This is a genomic window from Pricia antarctica, from assembly GCF_900101815.1.
In the GTDB taxonomy this organism is placed as follows: domain Bacteria; phylum Bacteroidota; class Bacteroidia; order Flavobacteriales; family Flavobacteriaceae; genus Pricia; species Pricia antarctica.
On the sequence record NZ_FNAO01000002.1, the window covers coordinates 41848 to 61079 of the forward strand.

The 19232-nt window shown below is 46.4% G+C and carries 10 protein-coding genes; 7 read left to right on the forward strand and 3 right to left on the reverse strand.

The window, feature by feature from the left end; translation table 11 throughout:
* Positions 1-2: 2 nt before the first annotated feature.
* From BLT07_RS03050 to BLT07_RS03075, 6 genes are all read left to right on the forward strand, one after another.
* Positions 3-956: an aldose epimerase family protein gene (locus BLT07_RS03050; protein WP_091865709.1), complete on the forward strand. Its 954-nt coding sequence runs from the start codon at positions 3-5 to the stop codon at positions 954-956.
* 15 nt (positions 957-971) lie between these two features.
* Entirely contained in the window at positions 972-4298 is a 3327-nt protein-coding gene (locus tag BLT07_RS03055) for a DUF5107 domain-containing protein (protein ID WP_091865711.1), read from the forward strand.
* Between the two features lie 106 nt (positions 4299-4404).
* The gene (locus BLT07_RS03060) at positions 4405-7257 is read left to right on the forward strand and encodes a sugar-binding domain-containing protein (RefSeq protein WP_175455239.1); all 2853 of its coding nucleotides are present in this window, start codon (positions 4405-4407) and stop codon (positions 7255-7257) included.
* Between the two features lie 174 nt (positions 7258-7431).
* The gene (locus BLT07_RS03065) at positions 7432-7785 is read left to right on the forward strand and encodes a glycoside hydrolase family protein (protein ID WP_091865715.1); all 354 of its coding nucleotides are present in this window, start codon (positions 7432-7434) and stop codon (positions 7783-7785) included.
* 347 nt (positions 7786-8132) lie between these two features.
* Positions 8133-10847 (forward strand): M16 family metallopeptidase, encoded by a 2715-nt coding sequence (locus BLT07_RS03070; RefSeq protein WP_091866447.1) that lies wholly within the window; start codon positions 8133-8135, stop codon positions 10845-10847.
* Between the two features lie 192 nt (positions 10848-11039).
* Positions 11040-12179, forward strand: a complete 1140-nt coding sequence (locus BLT07_RS03075; RefSeq protein ID WP_091865717.1) for a Gfo/Idh/MocA family protein — start codon at positions 11040-11042, stop codon at positions 12177-12179.
* A 139-nt stretch (positions 12180-12318) separates the two neighbouring features.
* Here BLT07_RS03075 and BLT07_RS03080 read toward each other — a convergent pair whose 3' ends face one another.
* The 3 genes from BLT07_RS03080 to BLT07_RS03090 all read right to left on the reverse strand — a co-directional run bounded on the left by BLT07_RS03080 (position 12319) and on the right by BLT07_RS03090 (position 17997).
* On the reverse strand, positions 12319-15510 hold the full coding sequence (locus BLT07_RS03080) for a beta-galactosidase, LacZ type (RefSeq protein WP_175455240.1): 3192 nt from the start codon (positions 15508-15510) through the stop codon (positions 12319-12321).
* Between the two features lie 79 nt (positions 15511-15589).
* Positions 15590-16060, reverse strand: coding sequence for an ASCH domain-containing protein (locus BLT07_RS03085; protein WP_091865721.1), 471 nt, complete (start codon positions 16058-16060; stop codon positions 15590-15592).
* A 233-nt stretch (positions 16061-16293) separates the two neighbouring features.
* The gene (locus tag BLT07_RS03090) at positions 16294-17997 is read right to left on the reverse strand and encodes a GMC oxidoreductase (RefSeq protein WP_091865723.1); all 1704 of its coding nucleotides are present in this window, start codon (positions 17995-17997) and stop codon (positions 16294-16296) included.
* Between the two features lie 158 nt (positions 17998-18155).
* Here BLT07_RS03090 and BLT07_RS03095 point away from each other — a divergent pair, with 158 nt between their 5' ends.
* Positions 18156-19214: a sugar phosphate isomerase/epimerase family protein gene (locus BLT07_RS03095; RefSeq protein WP_091865725.1), complete on the forward strand. Its 1059-nt coding sequence runs from the start codon at positions 18156-18158 to the stop codon at positions 19212-19214.
* The last annotated feature ends 18 nt before the right edge of the window (positions 19215-19232 follow it).

Genomic DNA, 19232 nt, shown 5'->3' on the forward strand with positions numbered 1-19232 from the left:
AAATGCAGGATACCGATACCATAACAATAAGAAACCGGAACGGGCTGACGGCCAAATTTTTAAGTTTGGGCGCCCGGTGGACGGAAATGTACGTCCCGAATCGGAACGGTGTTTTTGAGGATATTTTATTGGGTTTCCCCGATAAAAAGGAATACTTGCGGGCGGCCGAAAAATATTATGGGGCCGTAGTGGGAAGATATTGCGGACGGATACCCAATGGTAGGTTCACGGATGGTGACACACGGATCGAACTTCCGTTGAACGATTCAGGAAAGCATCATTTGCACGGGGGAAAGGATGGTTTTCATTTAAAGGAATGGAAACCCATACCGGAAAGTACTTCGGAAAATACCGTTGGCTTTTCCCTTTTTTCCGAGGATGGGGAGGAGGGATATCCCGGAAATTTGGAGGTTAGGGTAATATATACCTTAACCAACGACGACCAGCTTATTTTTGAGGCCACGGCAAGTACCGACCAAAGAACCTTGGTCAACCTGACCAACCATGCCTTTTTTAACTTAACCGGAAGGGCCATAGACCTTGGTGGACATGAGTTATGGGTCAATGGAGATCTTTTGGCACGGGACCGTGAATTTTTGACCACGGGCGAAATTATAGCTCTCAAAAAGCCTTTTCAGGTGCCGTTGAAGGACAAAATTTCATCCGCGTTCCGACTAAAACATACTGAAGGGCATCCCGACCTTACTTTATCGGAACCCGGGTCGGGGCGTTCTATAAGGGTCTATACCGATCAAGTGGTAGTACAGTTGTACAACGGATTTTTTATGACCGGTTCCGACGTGGGAAAAAATGACGATGTACATTATGCCAATACAGGGTTGGCCATCGAGCCCCAGTATCTTGTCCATCGCAAACTTAATCTAGTATATCCCGGTGAAACATATAAACATAGAACGATTTATGAATTCGGGGTGGACAAGGAAAACGAAACATAAAAAAATAGTCTCAATATGAGCAAAGTAAAAGCCTGGAGAGAAAAGGTCACCATCCCGACTTACGAGATCGGAAAACCCGAAAAATATCCTGTTTTCCTTGAAAAACGGGTCTATCAGGGCAGTAGCGGATCCGTATATCCCCACCCGGTTATAGAACAGATCAGCGACGAGAAAACGGACAAGGAATGGGACGCGATCTACATCGAAAACGACTACATCAAGATTATGGTCTTGCCAGCTCTGGGCGGCCGTATCCAAATGGCATACGATAAAATCCGAGAAAGGCATTTTGTGTACTACAACCATGTCATCAAACCCGCATTGGTGGGCTTGACCGGGCCTTGGATTTCCGGGGGTATCGAGTTCAATTGGCCCCAGCACCACCGCCCAAGCACCTATGACCCGACGGACCACTACATCGAGGAAAACAAAGATGGCAGCATTACCGTTTGGGTCAGCGAAGTAGAACGCATGTTCCGCACCAAGGGAATGGCCGGTTTTACCTTACATCCCGATAAGGCGTATATAGAAATTAAGGGGCAGTTGTACAATCGAAGCCCTCATCCACAGACATTTTTATGGTGGGCTAACCCCGCCGTGGCCGTAAACGACCATTATCAGTCCGTTTTTCCGCCCGATGTCAACGCGGTGTTCGATCATGGCAAGCGCGATGTTTCCGAATTTCCGATCGCAAAGGGCGAATATTACAAGGTGGACTATTCCCCCGGCACCGATATTTCCAAATATAAAAACATACCCGTACCTACTTCCTATATGGCGATTACCTCGAAGTATGACTTTGTGGGCGGCTACGAAAATGATTCCAAAGGCGGGCTGTTGCACGTGGCCGACCACCATGTCTCCCCGGGCAAAAAGCAATGGACCTGGGGGAACGGCGATTTCGGCCATGCCTGGGACAGGAACCTGACGGATACCGACGGACCTTACATCGAACTGATGTGCGGGGTCTACACCGACAACCAGCCCGATTTTTCATGGATGCACCCCTACGAGGAAAAAAGTTTCAAGCAATATTTCATGCCCTATTACAATGTGGGCATGGTCAAAAATGCAACCAAGGAAGCCCTACTGAACCTCGAACTGGAAGATGGGCAAGCAACGGTCAAGGTATATGTTACTTCAAACTATCCCGGGTGTACGCTAGAACTTCTGAACGATGGGGATTTGGTTTTTGAGGAAAAGATGGATTTAAGTCCAAAGGATGGTTTTGAGAAAAGCGTATCCCTAGAAAACCCAGTTCACCAAAATCTTACGGCCACCCTAAAGAACGAAAACGGCAAAGTTCTAGTTTCTTGGACCCCGGAGGATTATTCCGACCAAGAAGTTCCCGAAGCGGCGAAAGCGGCAAAGGCACCGTCGGATATCAAAAGCACGGAACAACTTTATCTCCGCGGCCTACATTTGGAACAATATCGCCATGCCACCTACGACCCAACAATCTATTATTTGGAAGCTTTGTCACGCGAAGCCGGAGATGTGCGCAACAACAACGCGATGGGACTTTGGTACCTGAAAAAGGGACGCTTCGAAAAGGCCTTGCCCTATTTCGAGACCGCCATCGAGACGCTTACACGGCACAATCCGAATCCCTACAATGGCGAACCGTATTTCAACAAAGGCTTGACCTTGCGTTTGATGGAAAAACCGGACGAGGCCTATGCCGCATTTTTTAAAGGCTGCTGGAACGCCGCTTGGCAAGACGCCGGGTATTTCAACCTGGCCCAGATCGACTGTGCCAAGGGTAAACTCGATAAGGCTTTGGAGCTGGTCGATAAATCCCTGATTAAAAACTGGCACAACCATAAGGCCCGACACTTGAAAGTCATCCTATTGCGGAAAATGGGCCGTTTAGAAGAAACGAAACAATTGATAGACGATTCGTTGGCCATAGACCGCTTTAACTTCGGGGTGCTTTTCGAACGCTATTTATTAAGCGGGAATACCCAGGATTTGGATTATTTCAGAAAAATGCTACGGGATTATGTCCATAATTACATCGAATTTTCCTTGGATTATGCCCAGGCCGGATGTTATGACGACGCAATCGCCTTGATGGAAATCCATACCAAAGGAAAAACTGAAATGTATCCCATGGCCGCGTATTTCTTGGGATGGTACCATGAGCAAAAAGGGGATGCCTCCGAAGCTGAAAAACAGTACAAACTGGCCACTAAAATGCTCTCCGATTATTGCTTTCCCAGCCGTTTGGAGGAAGTTGTGGTGTTGGAAGTGGCTAGAAAATCCAATCCCGAAGATGCCATGGCACCCTATTATCTCGGTAATTTCTGGTATGCCGCCCAGCAGTATGAAAACGCTAGGGAATGCTGGGAGGCATCTGTGAAACTCAAGGGCGATAACGCCATTTGTCTGCGTAACCTCGCCTTGTTATATTATAACAAAAGCGATAAAAAAGCATTGGCCCAGAAAAAATTGGAACAGGCCTTCAAACTGGATTCCGACAATCAGCGCTTGTTGATGGAATTGGATCAGCTCTACAAAAAAACGAATGTCCCGGTTGCCGAACGTTTGCGGCTATTGGAGGATAATCCGGCGCTTACCGCCTCTCGCGACGATCTATATCTGGAGTGGATCGGCCTTACCAATTTTAAGGGCGAACATCAAAAAGCCTTGGAACTTCTCGAAAAAAGGCAATTTCACCCCTGGGAAGGCGGTGAGGGTAAAGTGCCCTTTCAACATAGTACCGTACACGTCGAATTGGCGAAGCAGGCTTTAAACACCGATAATTCGGTGAAAGCCATTGAGCATTTGGAAGCTGCGCAGGACTTTCCACACAACCTGGGCGAAGGAAAATTGTTCGGCGCACAGGAAAACGATATTCTCTATTGGTCCGGATGCGCTTACGATAAACAGGGTGATACGGCACAGGCCAATGAGAACTGGCAAAAAGCCTCCGAGGGCCTTAGCGATCCCAGTCCTGCTATGTTCTACAACGACCAGCAGCCCGACAAAATATTCTACCAAGGCTTGGCTTTACTCAAATTAGGAAAGAAACAGGAAGCCGAAAAGCGCTTTCACAACCTTATCGACTATGGAAAGAAACATATGAACGATGCGGTCAAACTTGATTATTTCGCCGTATCCCTACCTGACCTGTTGATCTGGGAAGAGGACCTGAACGCTCGGAATCAAGTAGATTGCCACTACCTAATCGGTTTAGGCGAACTAGGGCTCGAAAATACGGAAAAAGCGATTTCCGCTTTCAAAAAAGTGTTGGAAAAAGATTTGTACCATCTATCCGCCCATATCCATTTAAAAATGGCAGAAGCTTGGGAGGAAAATTATCAGGTTTCTGATAAATAATCAGATTATGAAACTCGCTCCACTTCCGCCAGTTTACTAATGGCGTCCTCAACAGTAAGCGGAGTTCGGAGGAACCAGAAACAACAAGAAAAAAAGTATGAACAAAATGAACGTTTATTTAGCATCCATTTTTATACTACTGATTTGGACATCATCGGCAGCCCAAACCACCAATCAAATCGATTTATCGGGTAGTTGGCAAGTAAAACTCGATTCCACCGATATAGGCACGACAGAAAACTGGTCAAAAACCGACTTAAACGGCGAAACCATCACCCTTCCCGGTACGCTCAACGACGCGGGTATTGGCAAACCGAATACCTTGAAACCCGCAGTGAACAACTACGTTCTCTCCAACCTGGCCCGAAAGCACCAATACGTCGGCAAGGCATGGTATCAAAAAGAGGTCGAGATTCCAGTAGGTTGGAAAAAGGAGTCCGTCAAGCTCGTTTTGGAACGAGTCATTTGGGAATCAACGGTGTTTGTGGACGGACAAAAGGTGTCATCTAAGGAAAGTCTGGTCGGCAGCCACGATTATGATCTGACCGAGGCATTATCCCCAGGAAAACATCTTCTAACCATTCGAATCGACAATGGCAACAAATATCCGCATATCAACATCAAGGGCGACCGCTATCCTGACCCCGTAAATCAAGATATGGCACACGCCTACACCAACCATACCCAGATTAAGTGGAATGGTATTATCGGGGATATTTTGCTGGAAGCGTCCGACTTAAATGCCCCTCAACACTTAAAGGTACATCCCGATTACGCCAACGATACGCTCAACCTCGGTTTCGAGCAACCGAAGCCAAGCAAAAAGGGACTCACTTTGGAAATTTTGGATGCTAATGGTGAGGTCTTACTATCCCAAGAAATCAAGAAACCCCTTGTGGAGGGTAGCTATGTAAATTTTTCCATACCCACTCCCAAAGAACTACAAGTCTGGGATGAGTTCCATCCTAGTATATACACCGTAAAAATCACAACAGGAAACGGTTCTTCTGCAACGGAATTCGGCCTTCGCAAACTGGGAAACAAAGACGGTATGCTCACCTTGAACGATCAACGCATCTTTTTAAGGGGAAACCTTGAATGCGTAATCTTCCCACTTACTGGTCATCCGCCGATGGAAAAGGGGGATTGGGCACAACTGATCGCACAGGCCAAGAATTACGGGCTGAACCATCTGCGTTTCCATTCGTGGTGTCCCCCCGCAGCCGCTTTTGAGGCTGCCGATGAAGCTGGATTTTACTTGCAGGCCGAACTCCCACATTGGAGCCTGCAAGTCGGCGAGGACAAGCCGACGACGGAGTTCCTAAGACAGGAAGCCGATAAGATGATTCGTGATTACGGCCATCATCCTTCCTTTATCTTTATGACGATGGGCAATGAGCTGCAGGGTGACATACAGCTGTTGAACGATATGGTCGCAAAACTGAAAAAGAAAGACGATAGTCGGTTGTACGCGACAACTTCCTTCTCCTTTCAAAAACCCACGGGAACACGCCCCGAACCCGAGGATGATTTTTTAATTGCCCAATGGACGGATAAGGGATGGATTCGCGGGCAGGGCGTTTTTAACGATAAGGCGCCCGCTTTTGACACTGATTATTCGGCGAATAGCGAACATATCAAGGTACCCTTGATTTCCCACGAGATCGGACAGTATTCGGTCTATCCCGATATGAACGAAATCCCGAAATACACGGGCGTTTTAGAACCCTTGAATTTTATAGCGATTAAGCAAGACCTTGAGAAAAAAGGGATGCTAGAATTGGCTCCCGACTTCACGCGAGCGTCCGGAAAACTCGCTGCCATGCTGTATAAAGAGGAAATAGAACGTGCCTTGAAGACCCCAAGTTTCGACGGCTTCCAGTTGTTGCAGCTTCAGGATTTCCCCGGACAGGGCACCGCTTTGGTAGGACTGCTCAACGCTTTTTGGGAATCGAAAGGCGCCATTTCCGCTGCGGAGTTCCGAAAGTTCAATAGTCCGCTTGTGCCGCTGCTCCGATTTGAAAAGGCGGTTTATGAGGATGGAGAAACTTTTTTGGGCACGATCGAGGTCGCTAATTTTTTTGAGGATAAAAGGGCACAGACCCTCGAATGGTCGATAACCGACGAAAAGGGAAATACACTTGCTGAAGATAGCATCGAAGGCGTAGACCTATCCATCGGAAATAATCTGGATCTGGGGAAAATCGATTTCCCCATCGCCATTAAAAAGGCGCAACAATGGAATGTGTCCGTCAAACTAAAAGGTACGGAATTCAAAAACGGTTGGCCGATTTGGGTCTATCCAAAAGCGGAAGTTCCGGAGATTAAAGTTTCGGACACTGAAGCCCCGGAGCCAAAAGCACCGGAGACTGAAGCCCCGGGCACCGGAACCTCAAATAAAGAGGTGTCGGGTCCTCAAGCTTCGGTGCCTAAGAATATCCTGATAACAAGGTCTTTTGACGAGGCCTTAACCGCACTGGAAAAAGGCGAAAAGGTATTGCTCAATCCAGATACGCTACAACTTAAGGGCATCAAAGGCAGGTTCGTACCCGTATTCTGGAGTCCCGTACATTTTCCCGACCAACCTGGCACCATGGGCCTGCTTATCGATACCAAACATAAAGCCTTGGCGGATTTCCCGACAAAGACCCATACGGAATGGCAGTGGTGGGACCTTTGCATCCGATCAAAATCCGTCATCATCGATTCCCTTCCTGTAAAACCGATCATTAGGGTCATCGACAATTTTGTCACCAACCATCAACTCGCAACGGTTTTCGAGGCTAAGGTCGGCCAGGGCTCGCTGTTGTTTTCTTCCATGGACCTGCAAACGGACTTGGATAAACGTCCCGCAGCAAGACAACTACGCAAAAGTTTGTTAGCTTACATGACGTCCGAAGCATTTAACCCAGAAACTGAACTGAGCACGAAAAATTTATTGGCACTAAAAACAAAATAAAAAATGAGAAGCCATTATTAGCTTATAATTGTAGCGACCTGTATTTTACTGAGCACCGTTGCTTTCGGACAGAAGACTTACGAAGCGTTTAAGCCTAAAGATATGGAAAGACACTAATGGCGCACCAATTACCGCGCAGGGAGGGGGCATGTTTGTTTTTGACGATAGCTACCCTTGGTTCGGCGAGCACAAATAGCGAGTTCGAAAGGTAATACGTCGCAAGTTGGCGTCGGGGTATATCCCTCGAAAGATCTCTATAATTGGAAAAATAACGGTGTGGCCCTTGCCGTAAAAGAAAATACTACCTCATTATTACGAAAGAAAAGCGTGATCGAGCGGCCGAAGGTTATTTATAATGACAAGATCGAGAAGTTCGTAATGTGGTTCCACCATGAGTTGAAAGGGCAGGGCTACAATGCAGCGATGACCGGCATGGCCGTGGCGGATAAGGTTACGATTCCATATAAATATCTCGACAGTTTTCGGATACATCCAAGAGTTTGGACACAAAATCTTTCAAAAGAGTAGCAGGAAAAGGCTGCCGCACTTTACAATAACAAAGATTCGGCCAAGGACTAAAAACGAAAAAACAGTGCCTAACTCTACCGTGATTTGAAGGGTGACAGATGTCCCGCGACATGTAACCTCCTCCCAATTAGACCGGCCAGTTTAAAGATAGGGTCTAATTCACTATTAAGATAGCATCAAGTAAAAATTCGGCTTAGACTCATCGTGTGGACAAGTAATGGACATATTTCAAAATAGTCTCTAAATGACCTACAAAGATCGTGTTTCTGAAAATTCAGCAGGGTACAAGCGTTATTAATTTCCGATTTTTTTGTAGTATTGAAGTAGACACCTATAACTACACGCTCATGAAAATAAAAACCTTCCTATTTTGCCTGCTAACCTTAGGTCTGAGCACTGCGATTACTGCACAACTAGAAAAGACGGCTTCCGTTGAGGGTATTACCGAATACCGGATGGACAATGGTCTGAAAGTATTGCTCTTTCCCGATAATTCGGCCCAGACCATAACCGTTAATATTACCTATTTGGTGGGCTCTCGCCATGAAGGTTACGGAGAGAAGGGCATGGCCCACCTTCTCGAACATATGGTGTTCAAGGGTACGCCCGGCCACCCCGATATTCCCAAAGAGTTGAGTTCGCATGGGGCAAGACCCAACGGCTCAACCTGGTATGATCGCACCAATTATTTCGAGACCTTCAATGCCACGGATGAAAATCTGGACTGGGCGTTGGACCTTGAAGCGGATCGGATGGTCAATTCCTATATCGCCAAAAAAGACCTGGAATCGGAATTCAGCGTCGTCAGAAACGAGTTCGAGATGGGAGAGAACAGCCCCGTGAACGTACTCATGGATCAAGTAATCGATGCGGCCTACCTGTGGCACAATTACGGAAGTTCTACCATCGGCAACCGATCCGACATTGAACGGGTGCCCATTGAAAACCTCCAGGATTTTTACAAAAAATTCTATCGCCCCGATAATGCCGTTTTGATGGTCACCGGAAAATTTGATGAGGATAAGACCCTTGCGCTCATCGAGAAAAAATTCGGGGATATTGCAAAACCCTCGATTCCATTAAGGGATTCACATACCGTTGAGCCCGCCCAAGATGGTGAAAAGATGGTCAATGTAAGCCGCGTAGGCGACATACAACTAGTTTCTGCACTTTATCACACTCCAGCCGGTTCCGCCGAAGAGTACGCGGCCGTATCGGTCCTGGAAAATATACTGACCGACGAGCCTTCCGGACGTTTGTATAAAGCCTTAGTGGATACTCAAAAAGCATCCTCCTTATGGTCTTTTTCGCCCTTCGTCAAAGAACCGGGCTTTATTTACATCAATGTAGAAGTGCCTTCCGATAAAAATGCCGAAGAGGTCGAGACCATCCTGAAAAAGACGCTTGACGACCTAAAATCCAATCCTATTACAAAAGAGGAAGTCGATCGGGCAAAGGCAAACCTGCTGAAACAGATAGACCAACAATTCCGGAATTCGGCCTATTTGGGTACCTATATGAGCGAATTTATCGGGGCCGGCGATTGGCGGTTGTCCTTTATCTACCGCGACCGGATCGAGAACGCAACTTTGGAAGCGGTGAACGCGGTGGCGAAAAAGTATTTCATCCCCACCAACAGGACTATCGGCCGGTTCAACCCTGTAAAAACTCCCGAACGTATCGAAATTGCACATACCGAAGGTCTTGATTCCCTCGTAGCCGGCTACAAAGGCAAGGTAGGTATGGGCACCGGTGAAGCCTTCGATGTGGCCTATGATAAAATCAAGGAACGCCTAGAAAAGGGAACGCTTGAAAACAAGGTCGAATACGGCATTATCGAAAAGGCCAATCGTGGGGAGAACGTTACTGTAAATTTCAGTATTCGCAATGGGAACGTAAAATCACTGAGCGGTAAGGGCATGGTTCCCTCCTTTACGGCCGCTATGCTCAATAAGGGTACGAAGACCAAAACAAGGCAACAGATCGAGGATGAGCTCAGCAAGTTGAAATCTTCCATTTCTATTTATGGGTATAATGGCAATGTGAATGTCTCGATCAGTTCCACTAAAGAAAATCTGATGCCTACCTTGCAGTTGATGGCCGATATGCTCAAAAATCCCGCTTTCGATGCCGCTGAACTTGAAAAATTGAAGACCGAGCGGCTGGCCGGTTTGGAAGCCAACAAAACGGAGCCGCAGTTCTTGGCATCGCGTAAAGTTTCACAGATCAATAATCCATATCCGAAAGAACATCCCTTATATACGATGACCATAGCGGAAGAGGAAGCGGCAATCAAGGCGCTCACTGTAGATCAGGTGAAAAACTTTTATGAAGAATTTTATGGTCTCGGAAAATCGATATTGGTGGGTATCGGAACCTTTGAAGCGGACAAGGTAAAAGCCCTTATTGAAGATGATTTCAAAGATTATATAAGCAAAAATAAGTACACACGTATTGCAAATACGTATAATCCCTCAAAAGACGTAAACGAAGATATACGTACCCCAGACAAGAAGAACGCCATGACCTTGGGCAACCTTAACGTAAAAATTAGCCAAACGCATGAAGATTACCCGGCCCTTGCCATTGCCTCCACGATTTTGGGCGGGGGTTTCCTGAATTCGCGTATTGCGGCAAGACTGCGTCAGAAAGATGGGGTCAGTTACGGTGCCGGATCAGGATTTCAAGCTGATAGCAGTGCAGAGGATGAAAATTCGACGATGTACCTTTACGCCATCTATGCCCCGGTAAATTATGACAAGGTGCAGCTTGGTTTTAAGGAAGAGCTGGACCGTTATATTAAGGACGGTATCACAGAGGATGAACTAAAAGATGCCGTTAATGGATGGATTCAGGAGGAAAACGTTTCCAGGGCGAAGGACAATGAACTGGCACGACTTCTCAACAACAATATTTTTTACGGCCGTAGCCTCGATTTTCAAAAGGCTTTAGAGGATAAGGTAAGCAAACTGACCGTTGGCGACGTCAACAAGGCGATTAAAAAGTATCTGCAGCCCTTTGAAAAATGGACGGTCGTGAATGCGGGGGATTTTGAAAAGTAGTTTTCAAAACGAATATCACAGCATTCGAAGTTGCCTATCCTTAAGAAAAGTAGGTAGGCATTCATTTTAGATACCGTGCCCGTGCGCTATCCCAAATCTGTATTTTTCCGATAAGCTCATGCTAAAAGCGTATATTTTACTAAATTAACGCTCTCGAAAAATCAAAGGTTTTATAAATTAAAAAAAATACAAATGCCGAAAAAAATCAGATTAGGAATATTGGGTGGTGGCGGAGATTCCCTTATCGGGATACTTCACCGTGTAGCCTCACAGATCAATGATAATTATGAAATTGTAGGAGCGGTTTTTAATCCCGATATTAAGGAAAGTATCGCCTTCGCCAAGGAAATCGATGTGCCGACCGACCGGATTTACAAGGATTTCGATACTTTGATCGAAGAGGAAATGAAGTTGCCCGCGAACAAACGTATTCAAGTATGTTCGATACTGACACCGAATTTTCTACACTTTCCCATGGCTTTAAAGCTGATTGAAAACGGATTTCATGTCATCTGCGAAAAACCGATGACCACCTCTTTGGAAGAGGCCAAGATTTTACAAAAGGCCCATGAAAAAGCGGGAACCGTCTTTGCTTTGACCCACACGTACACGGGCTACCCGATGGTACGCCAGATGCGGGAAATGATTAAAAAAGGAGCTTTGGGCAAAATACACAAAGTCGATGCCGTGTATTACCAAGGATGGATTAACGAAATTATTCACGATAAGAAAAAACGTTCTACCGTTTGGCGGTTAGACCCCAAAAAAGCGGGCATCAGTTCGTGTATGGGCGATATCGGAACGCATGCCTTTAATATGATCGAGTATACGACAGGACTAAAGATAAAATCGCTGTTGACGGATTTTAATTATCTATACAAAGACAATAAAATGGATGTCGACGGTACCGTACTTATCCGTATGGGCGACCATGTGAAGGGAGTGATTCGAAGTAGCCAAGTCGCCACAGGCGAGGAAAACGGACTGGGAATATCAATTTATGGTGAAAAGGCCGCCTTTAAATGGGAACAGGAGAACCCAAATTTTCTGTATATGCTGAGCGACTCCAAACCGACCCAAATCTATAAACCAGGACATGCCTATAACAGCAAACTTTCTTTGGAAGGTACGAAATTGCCACCGGGACATCCCGAGGGTATTTTCGATTCCATGGCGAACATCTATCTCGGTGTCGCCAAGGCCATTCGTGGCAAGAACTACAATGACGGCGAATTCCCGACTATGACCGACGGTGTTCGGGGCATGAACTTTGTCGAGGCTACGGTCGAATCAAATAAAGGTGGTAACGTCTGGGTCGAGCTTGAGAAGTAAGCAGTAATTGCGAGGAATACCGACGAAGTCGGGATGACGCGGCAATCTGTTGAATCAAAATCTGATTTTTCCAGCTATCTAAAATCAAAAAGTCCCCAACGGTTTAATAAACCTTTGGGGACTTTTTTGACCGTACTAATCATAATTTAATCGGCCGGATCATATAACTAAAAGACATATCTCCCGGCTTGATCTGATACTGTTCGTGTGGCATATATCCCCAGCTATTATCCCCGCCGACCCCCATTTGGCTATGATCGATATTGATGCTGATCAGATCTCTTTTCGGTACGTCATAGGTATGGCGTCGTTGTTTTTTCATTCCCTCGTCAAAATCGGAATTGTATTGGTGGTGGGCACTGAATCCGAAGGTTTCCGGGGCCGTAATTTCGATACCTTTTCCGCTGCTATTCGTAAACGATAGGGTGCGAACATCACTACGGTTACCATTGGCTTGCGGGCGTATATATTCAAAGTATAGATCCGCTACATTGGCGTCATAAGATCCGACGAGCGCCGCTGTTTTTCGATCTTGATAGTTTTCGAAGGGCCCTCTACCGTACCAGCTCACATTATCATATGAATTGTCAATGATAAAATTGTTGCCGAACCGGGGCAGAATGGGTTGGTCTTCGCTAATGCCGGTCAATTGAGTACTGACCATCAGTTCTCCCTTGTTGTTGACGGCATACGTGATGGATGCCTGTCCGTCCACCGAGGGAAGGTTAAAACTAGCCGTAATATTTAAATTGTCCTTGACTTTGAAAGGATTGTCCGTAAGCTTTAGGACATCCATTCCTCTTTCTTCGTTTTTTGAATTTAACTGCAGATTTACGAGTTCTTGGTCATCGGTCGCTTCCCTCCAAGCTTTTAGCTTTTCGGGCATATTGTATCCGAAATCGTTATCGGTCGGCGCCCGCCAAAAATTGACTTGCATTCCTTGTAAAATCAAGTTTCCGTTGCCGTAGTCGAGCGAAGTCAAAATGCCGGTGTTGCTATTGATGCCTATTTCAAAACCGTCTCCCGATACTTTGATGGTATCACCTTCTTTGGTAACGGATAAGCCCGATGTATCGTTCTCGAAAACCGGTGGGGTGAAATCCGTAAGCTGAAATTGGGCGTAGGCCACCACATGGTCTTTTGGTATCAAGGGAGCCTTTTCCTTTGTTGTGGCATATACATTCAAAAAATATTCGGCCTTGGCATCCGATAGTTCCGGTAGATCGATCTGTACGGTTTGGGAAGCATAGGGCGCGACGGAAACTTTTGGGATAGTTCCCGAGGCTTCCTCTTGGCCGTTTTTCATGAGTTTCCAGGAGAAAGTATATTCCGACAGATTGGTGAAATCGTAGTGGTTGGTCAACCTAACCGCTCCCGATTTCGGATGGTCGGAGGTAAACTTCACATACTGGTACACTTTCTTAACCTCGTGCAAGGCCGGATGCGCCGAACGGTCTGGGTTTACCAGTCCATTAAGACAAAAGTTATTGTCGTTCTGAAGGTCCGATGCTCCGAAATCGCCTCCAAATGCGTAGAATGGGGTTCCTGCATCATTTTTGGTCAAGAGACCTTGATCGACCCAATCCCAAATAAAGCCGCCTTGAAGTACGTCGTATTTTTCGATAACATCCCAATAATCCTGCAGGTTGCCGACACTGTTGCCCATGGCGTGGGCATATTCGCATTGAATGTATGGGCGCTTCGGGTCATTTTCGGCATAGGCCACCATCGATTCGATTTTATCGTACATCGGTGCCTGTATGTCGGTATTATCATAATGGGTGGCACCTTCATACTGAACCGGGCGGGTATTATCCTGTGCTTTTAGCCACTCATAGGTAGCCACAAAATTTTCACCGTTGCCCGCCTCATTGCCCAACGACCAGATGACGATCGAGGTAAAATTCTTGTCCCGCTCGTACATACGCTCGGTGCGGTCGAGGTGCATGGCCTTCCATTCAGGCCGATAGGCCGGGTGTATTTTCTTGGCGGCCTCGTTATTGTCCAGTCCCTGATTTGTGGTGCCCATACCGTGGGTCTCAATATTGGCTTCGTCGACGATATAAAATCCGTATTTGTCCGCCATCCGGTAGAAGAACGGATTTTTAGGATAATGGCTACAGCGAATGGCATTGAGGTTGTTCTGTTTCATGACCTCCATGTCTTTTAAGGTTATTGCTTCGTTGATGACATGTCCGGTTTTTTCGTCATGGTCGTGTAGATTGGTTCCTTTGATAAGTACGGGTTGACCGTTGACCAAAAACTGGTTGTTCTTGATTTCGATTTTCCGGAAACCTATCTTAGAACCGATGGCTTCGGTGATTTTCCCTTTATTATCCTTTATTAGGAATACTAATGAATACAGATGCGGCTTTTCGGCGTGCCACGACTTAACCTTTGGGATGGCTTTTTCAAAAGTTACCGCAGTGCCTTCGGATAAGAAATCCATTTTTTTAGTTTCGGTGTAAATTTCTTTCTCACCATCCAATAGACGGACCTCGACCGCGCCTTTATTTTTTTTGCCGCTGTTTGCAATGTCAAGGCTTAAGCTAAGTTTGCCGTCCGTGTAATCATTCTCCAAGGTGGCAATGGCACGATAATCTTTGATAGTGGCTTTGTTGGTCGCATAGAGATAAACGTTACGATCTATTCCGCTTAGCCGCCAAAAATCCTGATCTTCCATATAACTGGCATCCGACCAGCGCAAGACCTGAACTGCTAGGGAATTTGCGCCCGGTTTTAAGTACTTCGTGATGTTAAATTCCGCAGGTGTTTTACTGCCTTCGCTATACCCGACCTTTTGTCCGTTGACCCAAACGTACATCGCACCGCTGACCCCGCCAAAATGCAAAAAGATGTCTTTTCCGTCCCAAGTGGTAGGGGTTTCGAACGAACGCCGATAGCTTCCTACCGGGTTTGCATCGTGGGGAATAAAAGGCGGATTTTTCGGAAAGGGATATACCACATTGGTGTAAATGGGCGTACCATGACCTTGCAGCTCCCAGTTGGAGGGCACCTCGATTTTATCCCATCCCGAAGTGTCGAAATCTTCCTGAAAAAAACCGACCGGCCTTTGGGGCACGCTTGCTACGTAGTTAAAATCCCATTTCCCGTTTAAGGACCGGTAGAAAGGAGAATTCTCCCAACTTTCGTTTTCAAGGGCGTGTTGGGCATCCTCATATCTATAAAAGGATGCGGTTGGCGTTTCGCGATTGATCTCAAAGATTTCAGGATTTTCCCATTCGGGATTTTGCCATTTTGGGGCCTGGGCAAGGGTATCCAGAGAAAAAAGGGATGCTAGGATTGTGAGAATAGGAAGGAGGAATTTCATTTGCATAGTTTTCGATATATAATGGAAGAAAGTACTGTTTTTGATACGGCAACAAGGTAAAGAAGTTTGAGGAAGCGTGCTATCCTTGCCGCTGAAATACCATCTCGAACTCTTGACAGACCACAATCATGCTTTCCCGCGGTAGACGGCCAAAAGCTTCGAGTTCTTTAGTGTAGTAATCCCAGTGCACCTTTTTCCAAAACGCAAGGCTTTTATCGCCCTCGCCTTGGCGTTGGGCATAGGCCGAATCAATAGCAAAGAAGGGTTTTAAGGTAACCTTGGTGGTACGCACTATGCATTGGGCTTTACCCTCCCGGTCCGTAACGACAATAAAATCCCCTATTTTCGGTAAAGATTCTTTACGGTACTGTATGCCTAATAGGGAATGGGAAGTCGCCCTTTTGATACCTTGTTTTACCAGTTCGGCACATTCGTTGGCATCCTGTTCATTGTTGCAGAAGTACTCTACTTGAGGCGTTTCGACAAAGGCATGTTCTAAATGTTTGTCCAGATAATCGCCCCAAAGGGCGCGGGCAGAAGCGTTTTTCATAATTATTGATGCCTGTTGAAAGGTATGGTTATCCTATATTTATATAAGGATAGTGGTGCGAAATATACGAACGCGCCGGTTGTTTGACTGGGTTATCGGAATATGGGTTCTTAAACACGTTGAAAAGCAATTAATTCCATTTGAGTTTGAGGCTAGTGGCTTAAACTAATGGCTTAAAGCGGACGCTATCGTATCAGATGATCTGAAACGCTAGGGATACCATTAAGGGACTTTCAAGCAAACTTTCCCGCTTTGAACTGTTTCACCGCATGGTCCGCTGCCCTTGCGGTAAATGCCATATAGGTCAAGGATGGGTTTACACAGTTCGAAGAAGCCATAAAAGCCCCATCGGTAACGTACACATTGGGTACATTATGTACCTGGTTGTTCTTGTTTACCACAGATGTATTTGCGCTGTGGCCCATACGTGCACCTCCCATTTCATGGATGCCCAGTCCCGGCCCCGTCACTTCATCGTAAGGCTGTACATCCTTAAAACCTGCCGCTTTGAACATGGCCACTATTTCTTTGGTGATATCCTTGCGCATATTCATTTCGTTTTCCTTGAATTCTACGTCGAAATCCAATTGGGGTAAGCCCCATTTATCGGTGGCTGTGGCGCTTAGGGTAACGCGATTGTCGTCATATGGCAAAAATTCGCCAAAACCGGTAACGCCGATCTGCCATTTTCCGGGCTTCAATATTTCTTCCTTTAATTTTTTGCCGTAGCTTAATTCGGCGATACTTTCCGACCAATCTTGACGGCTGGCGGTGCCTTGGTAGCCGAAGCCGCGGAGATAGCCTTCGCGCTTGGTCTTTTCATCGAGATTGACAAAACGGGGAATGTAGAAACCATTGGCCCGTCGTCCCTTAAAATACTTATCGAGATAGCCGTCTACCTTTGCGGTGGCGCCCAATTTATAATGATGGTCCATAATACCGCGGCCGAGCGCGTCGGAATCGTTGCCCATGCCATTGGGGAAGCGTTCGCTTTTTGACTGTAACAAAATGCCGACAGAGGCCATTGACGAGGCGCAGAGAAAGATGACTTTTGCCTTGAATTCCATTTTTTCATTGGTCTCCGCGTCAATGACCTTTACGCCGGTGGCTTGTTTGGTAGCGTCATCATACATGATTTCATAGACGATGGAATTGGCGCGAAGAGTCATGTTTCCGGTGCGCTCCGCTGCCGGAAGGGTAGAGGAGTTGCTGCTAAAATAGCTGCCGAAGGGGCATCCGCGGCTACAGCGATTACGATACTGGCAAACACCACGACCCTCGAAAGTCGCTTTTGGGTCTGTGATGTGCGCCGTGCGGCCGATGGTTACAAGGCGGCCGTCATCGAATTTCTCGGTGACGGATTTTTTAAAATCCTCTTCGACACAGTTTAATTCCATCTGGGGCTGGAATTTTCCATCGGGCAATTGCTTAAGTCCCAAATTTTCACCGCTTACCCCGATATATTCTTCTACTTTATCGTACCACGGTGAAATATCGGCATAGCGAACGGGCCAGTCGATGCCGATACCTTCTTTTTTGTTCGCGCCGAAGTCGATATCGCTCCATCGATAGCTTTGACGGCCCCAAGTGAGGGATCTTCCGCCGACCTGATAACCGCGGATCCAGTCGAAACGTTTGGTTTCTACGTAGGGATGTTCGAGATCATTGACAAAAAAATGCTTGTTATCTTCCATTGGCGCCCAGCCTACCCTTTTTTGAACGTGGTATTTTTTCTCGTCCTCCTGAGAAAGTTCCCCTTTAAGGGGATAGTCCCAAGCGTCATCGTTCATCGTGGGATAGTCCTCAATATGCTTTACCATCCGGCCGCGTTCGAGCACCAAAGTCTTTAATCCGCCTTCACACAGTTCTTTGGCCGCCCAGCCCCCACTGATTCCGGTGCCGACCACAATGGCATCATAGTCTTCTTCCAAATTCATACACTGATTCTTATTTTATTTCTGATGGATTTCCTTATATTTATCGCATCCCTGATAAATTGTGATTTATGGGATTTACAGGAATTAAATATAAGGCTTATTCTTAAACCGACCACTATTTGAAATAAGTTCAGGAATAAAAAGGAAATTACAAACACATGAAGACAATTAAAGGACCCGCCGTTTTTTTAGCGCAATTCGTAGATGACAAAGCACCCTTCAATTCTTTGGATGGTATGTGCCAATGGGCAGCCGATCTAGGATATAAAGGCATTCAAATACCGACTTGGGAAAGTTTTCTTATCGATATCGACAAGGCTGCTGAAAGCCAGGATTATTGCGATGAGCTCAAAGGAAAAATCAACTCGTACGGACTGGAAATCACTGAGCTTTCTACCCATTTACAGGGGCAATTGGTCGCCGTACATCCCGCCTATGACCTGATGTTCGATAATTTTGCCCCCGATAAGGTTAAAAATAATCCTAAGGCCCGTACCGAATGGGCGGTAGATGTGGTCAAAAAAGCGGCGACGGCCAGTCGTCGATTGGGCTTGAATACATCTGCCACTTTTTCGGGAGCCTTACTTTGGCATACCTGGCACCCATGGCCGCAACGCCCACCGGGATTAGTCGAAATGGGTTTTGAGGAGCTGGCCAAACGCTGGATGCCGATTTTAAACCATTACGATAAGGAAGGCGTCGATGTTTGTTATGAGATACACCCCGGCGAAGACCTGCACGACGGCGATACCTTCGAACGCTTTTTGGAGGCTACCGGAAACCATAAACGAGTCAATATTCTGTACGACCCCAGCCATTTTGTATTGCAACAGTTAGATTATATAGAGTACATCGATCATTATCATGAGTTTATAAAATCCTTCCATGTAAAGGATTCGGAGTTCAACCCCACAGGAAAAAAGGGCGCTTTCGGAGGCTACAACAATTGGGGCGACCGAGCCGGAAGGTACCGTTCATTGGGCGACGGCCAAATCGACTTTAAGACCATTTTCTCAAAACTCACCCAATACGGCTGCGATGTCTGGGCGGTGATGGAGTGGGAATGCTGCATCAAAAGTCCCGAACAGGGTGCCCGAGAAGGAGCCGTTTTCATCCAAGACCATATTATAGAGGCGACCGAAAGGGCCTTTGATGATTTTGCAGGGGCCGATATCGATAAAGATCGGTTGAAAAGAATTTTAGGAATTGATAAATAGACCGTAAAGAAATGTGGA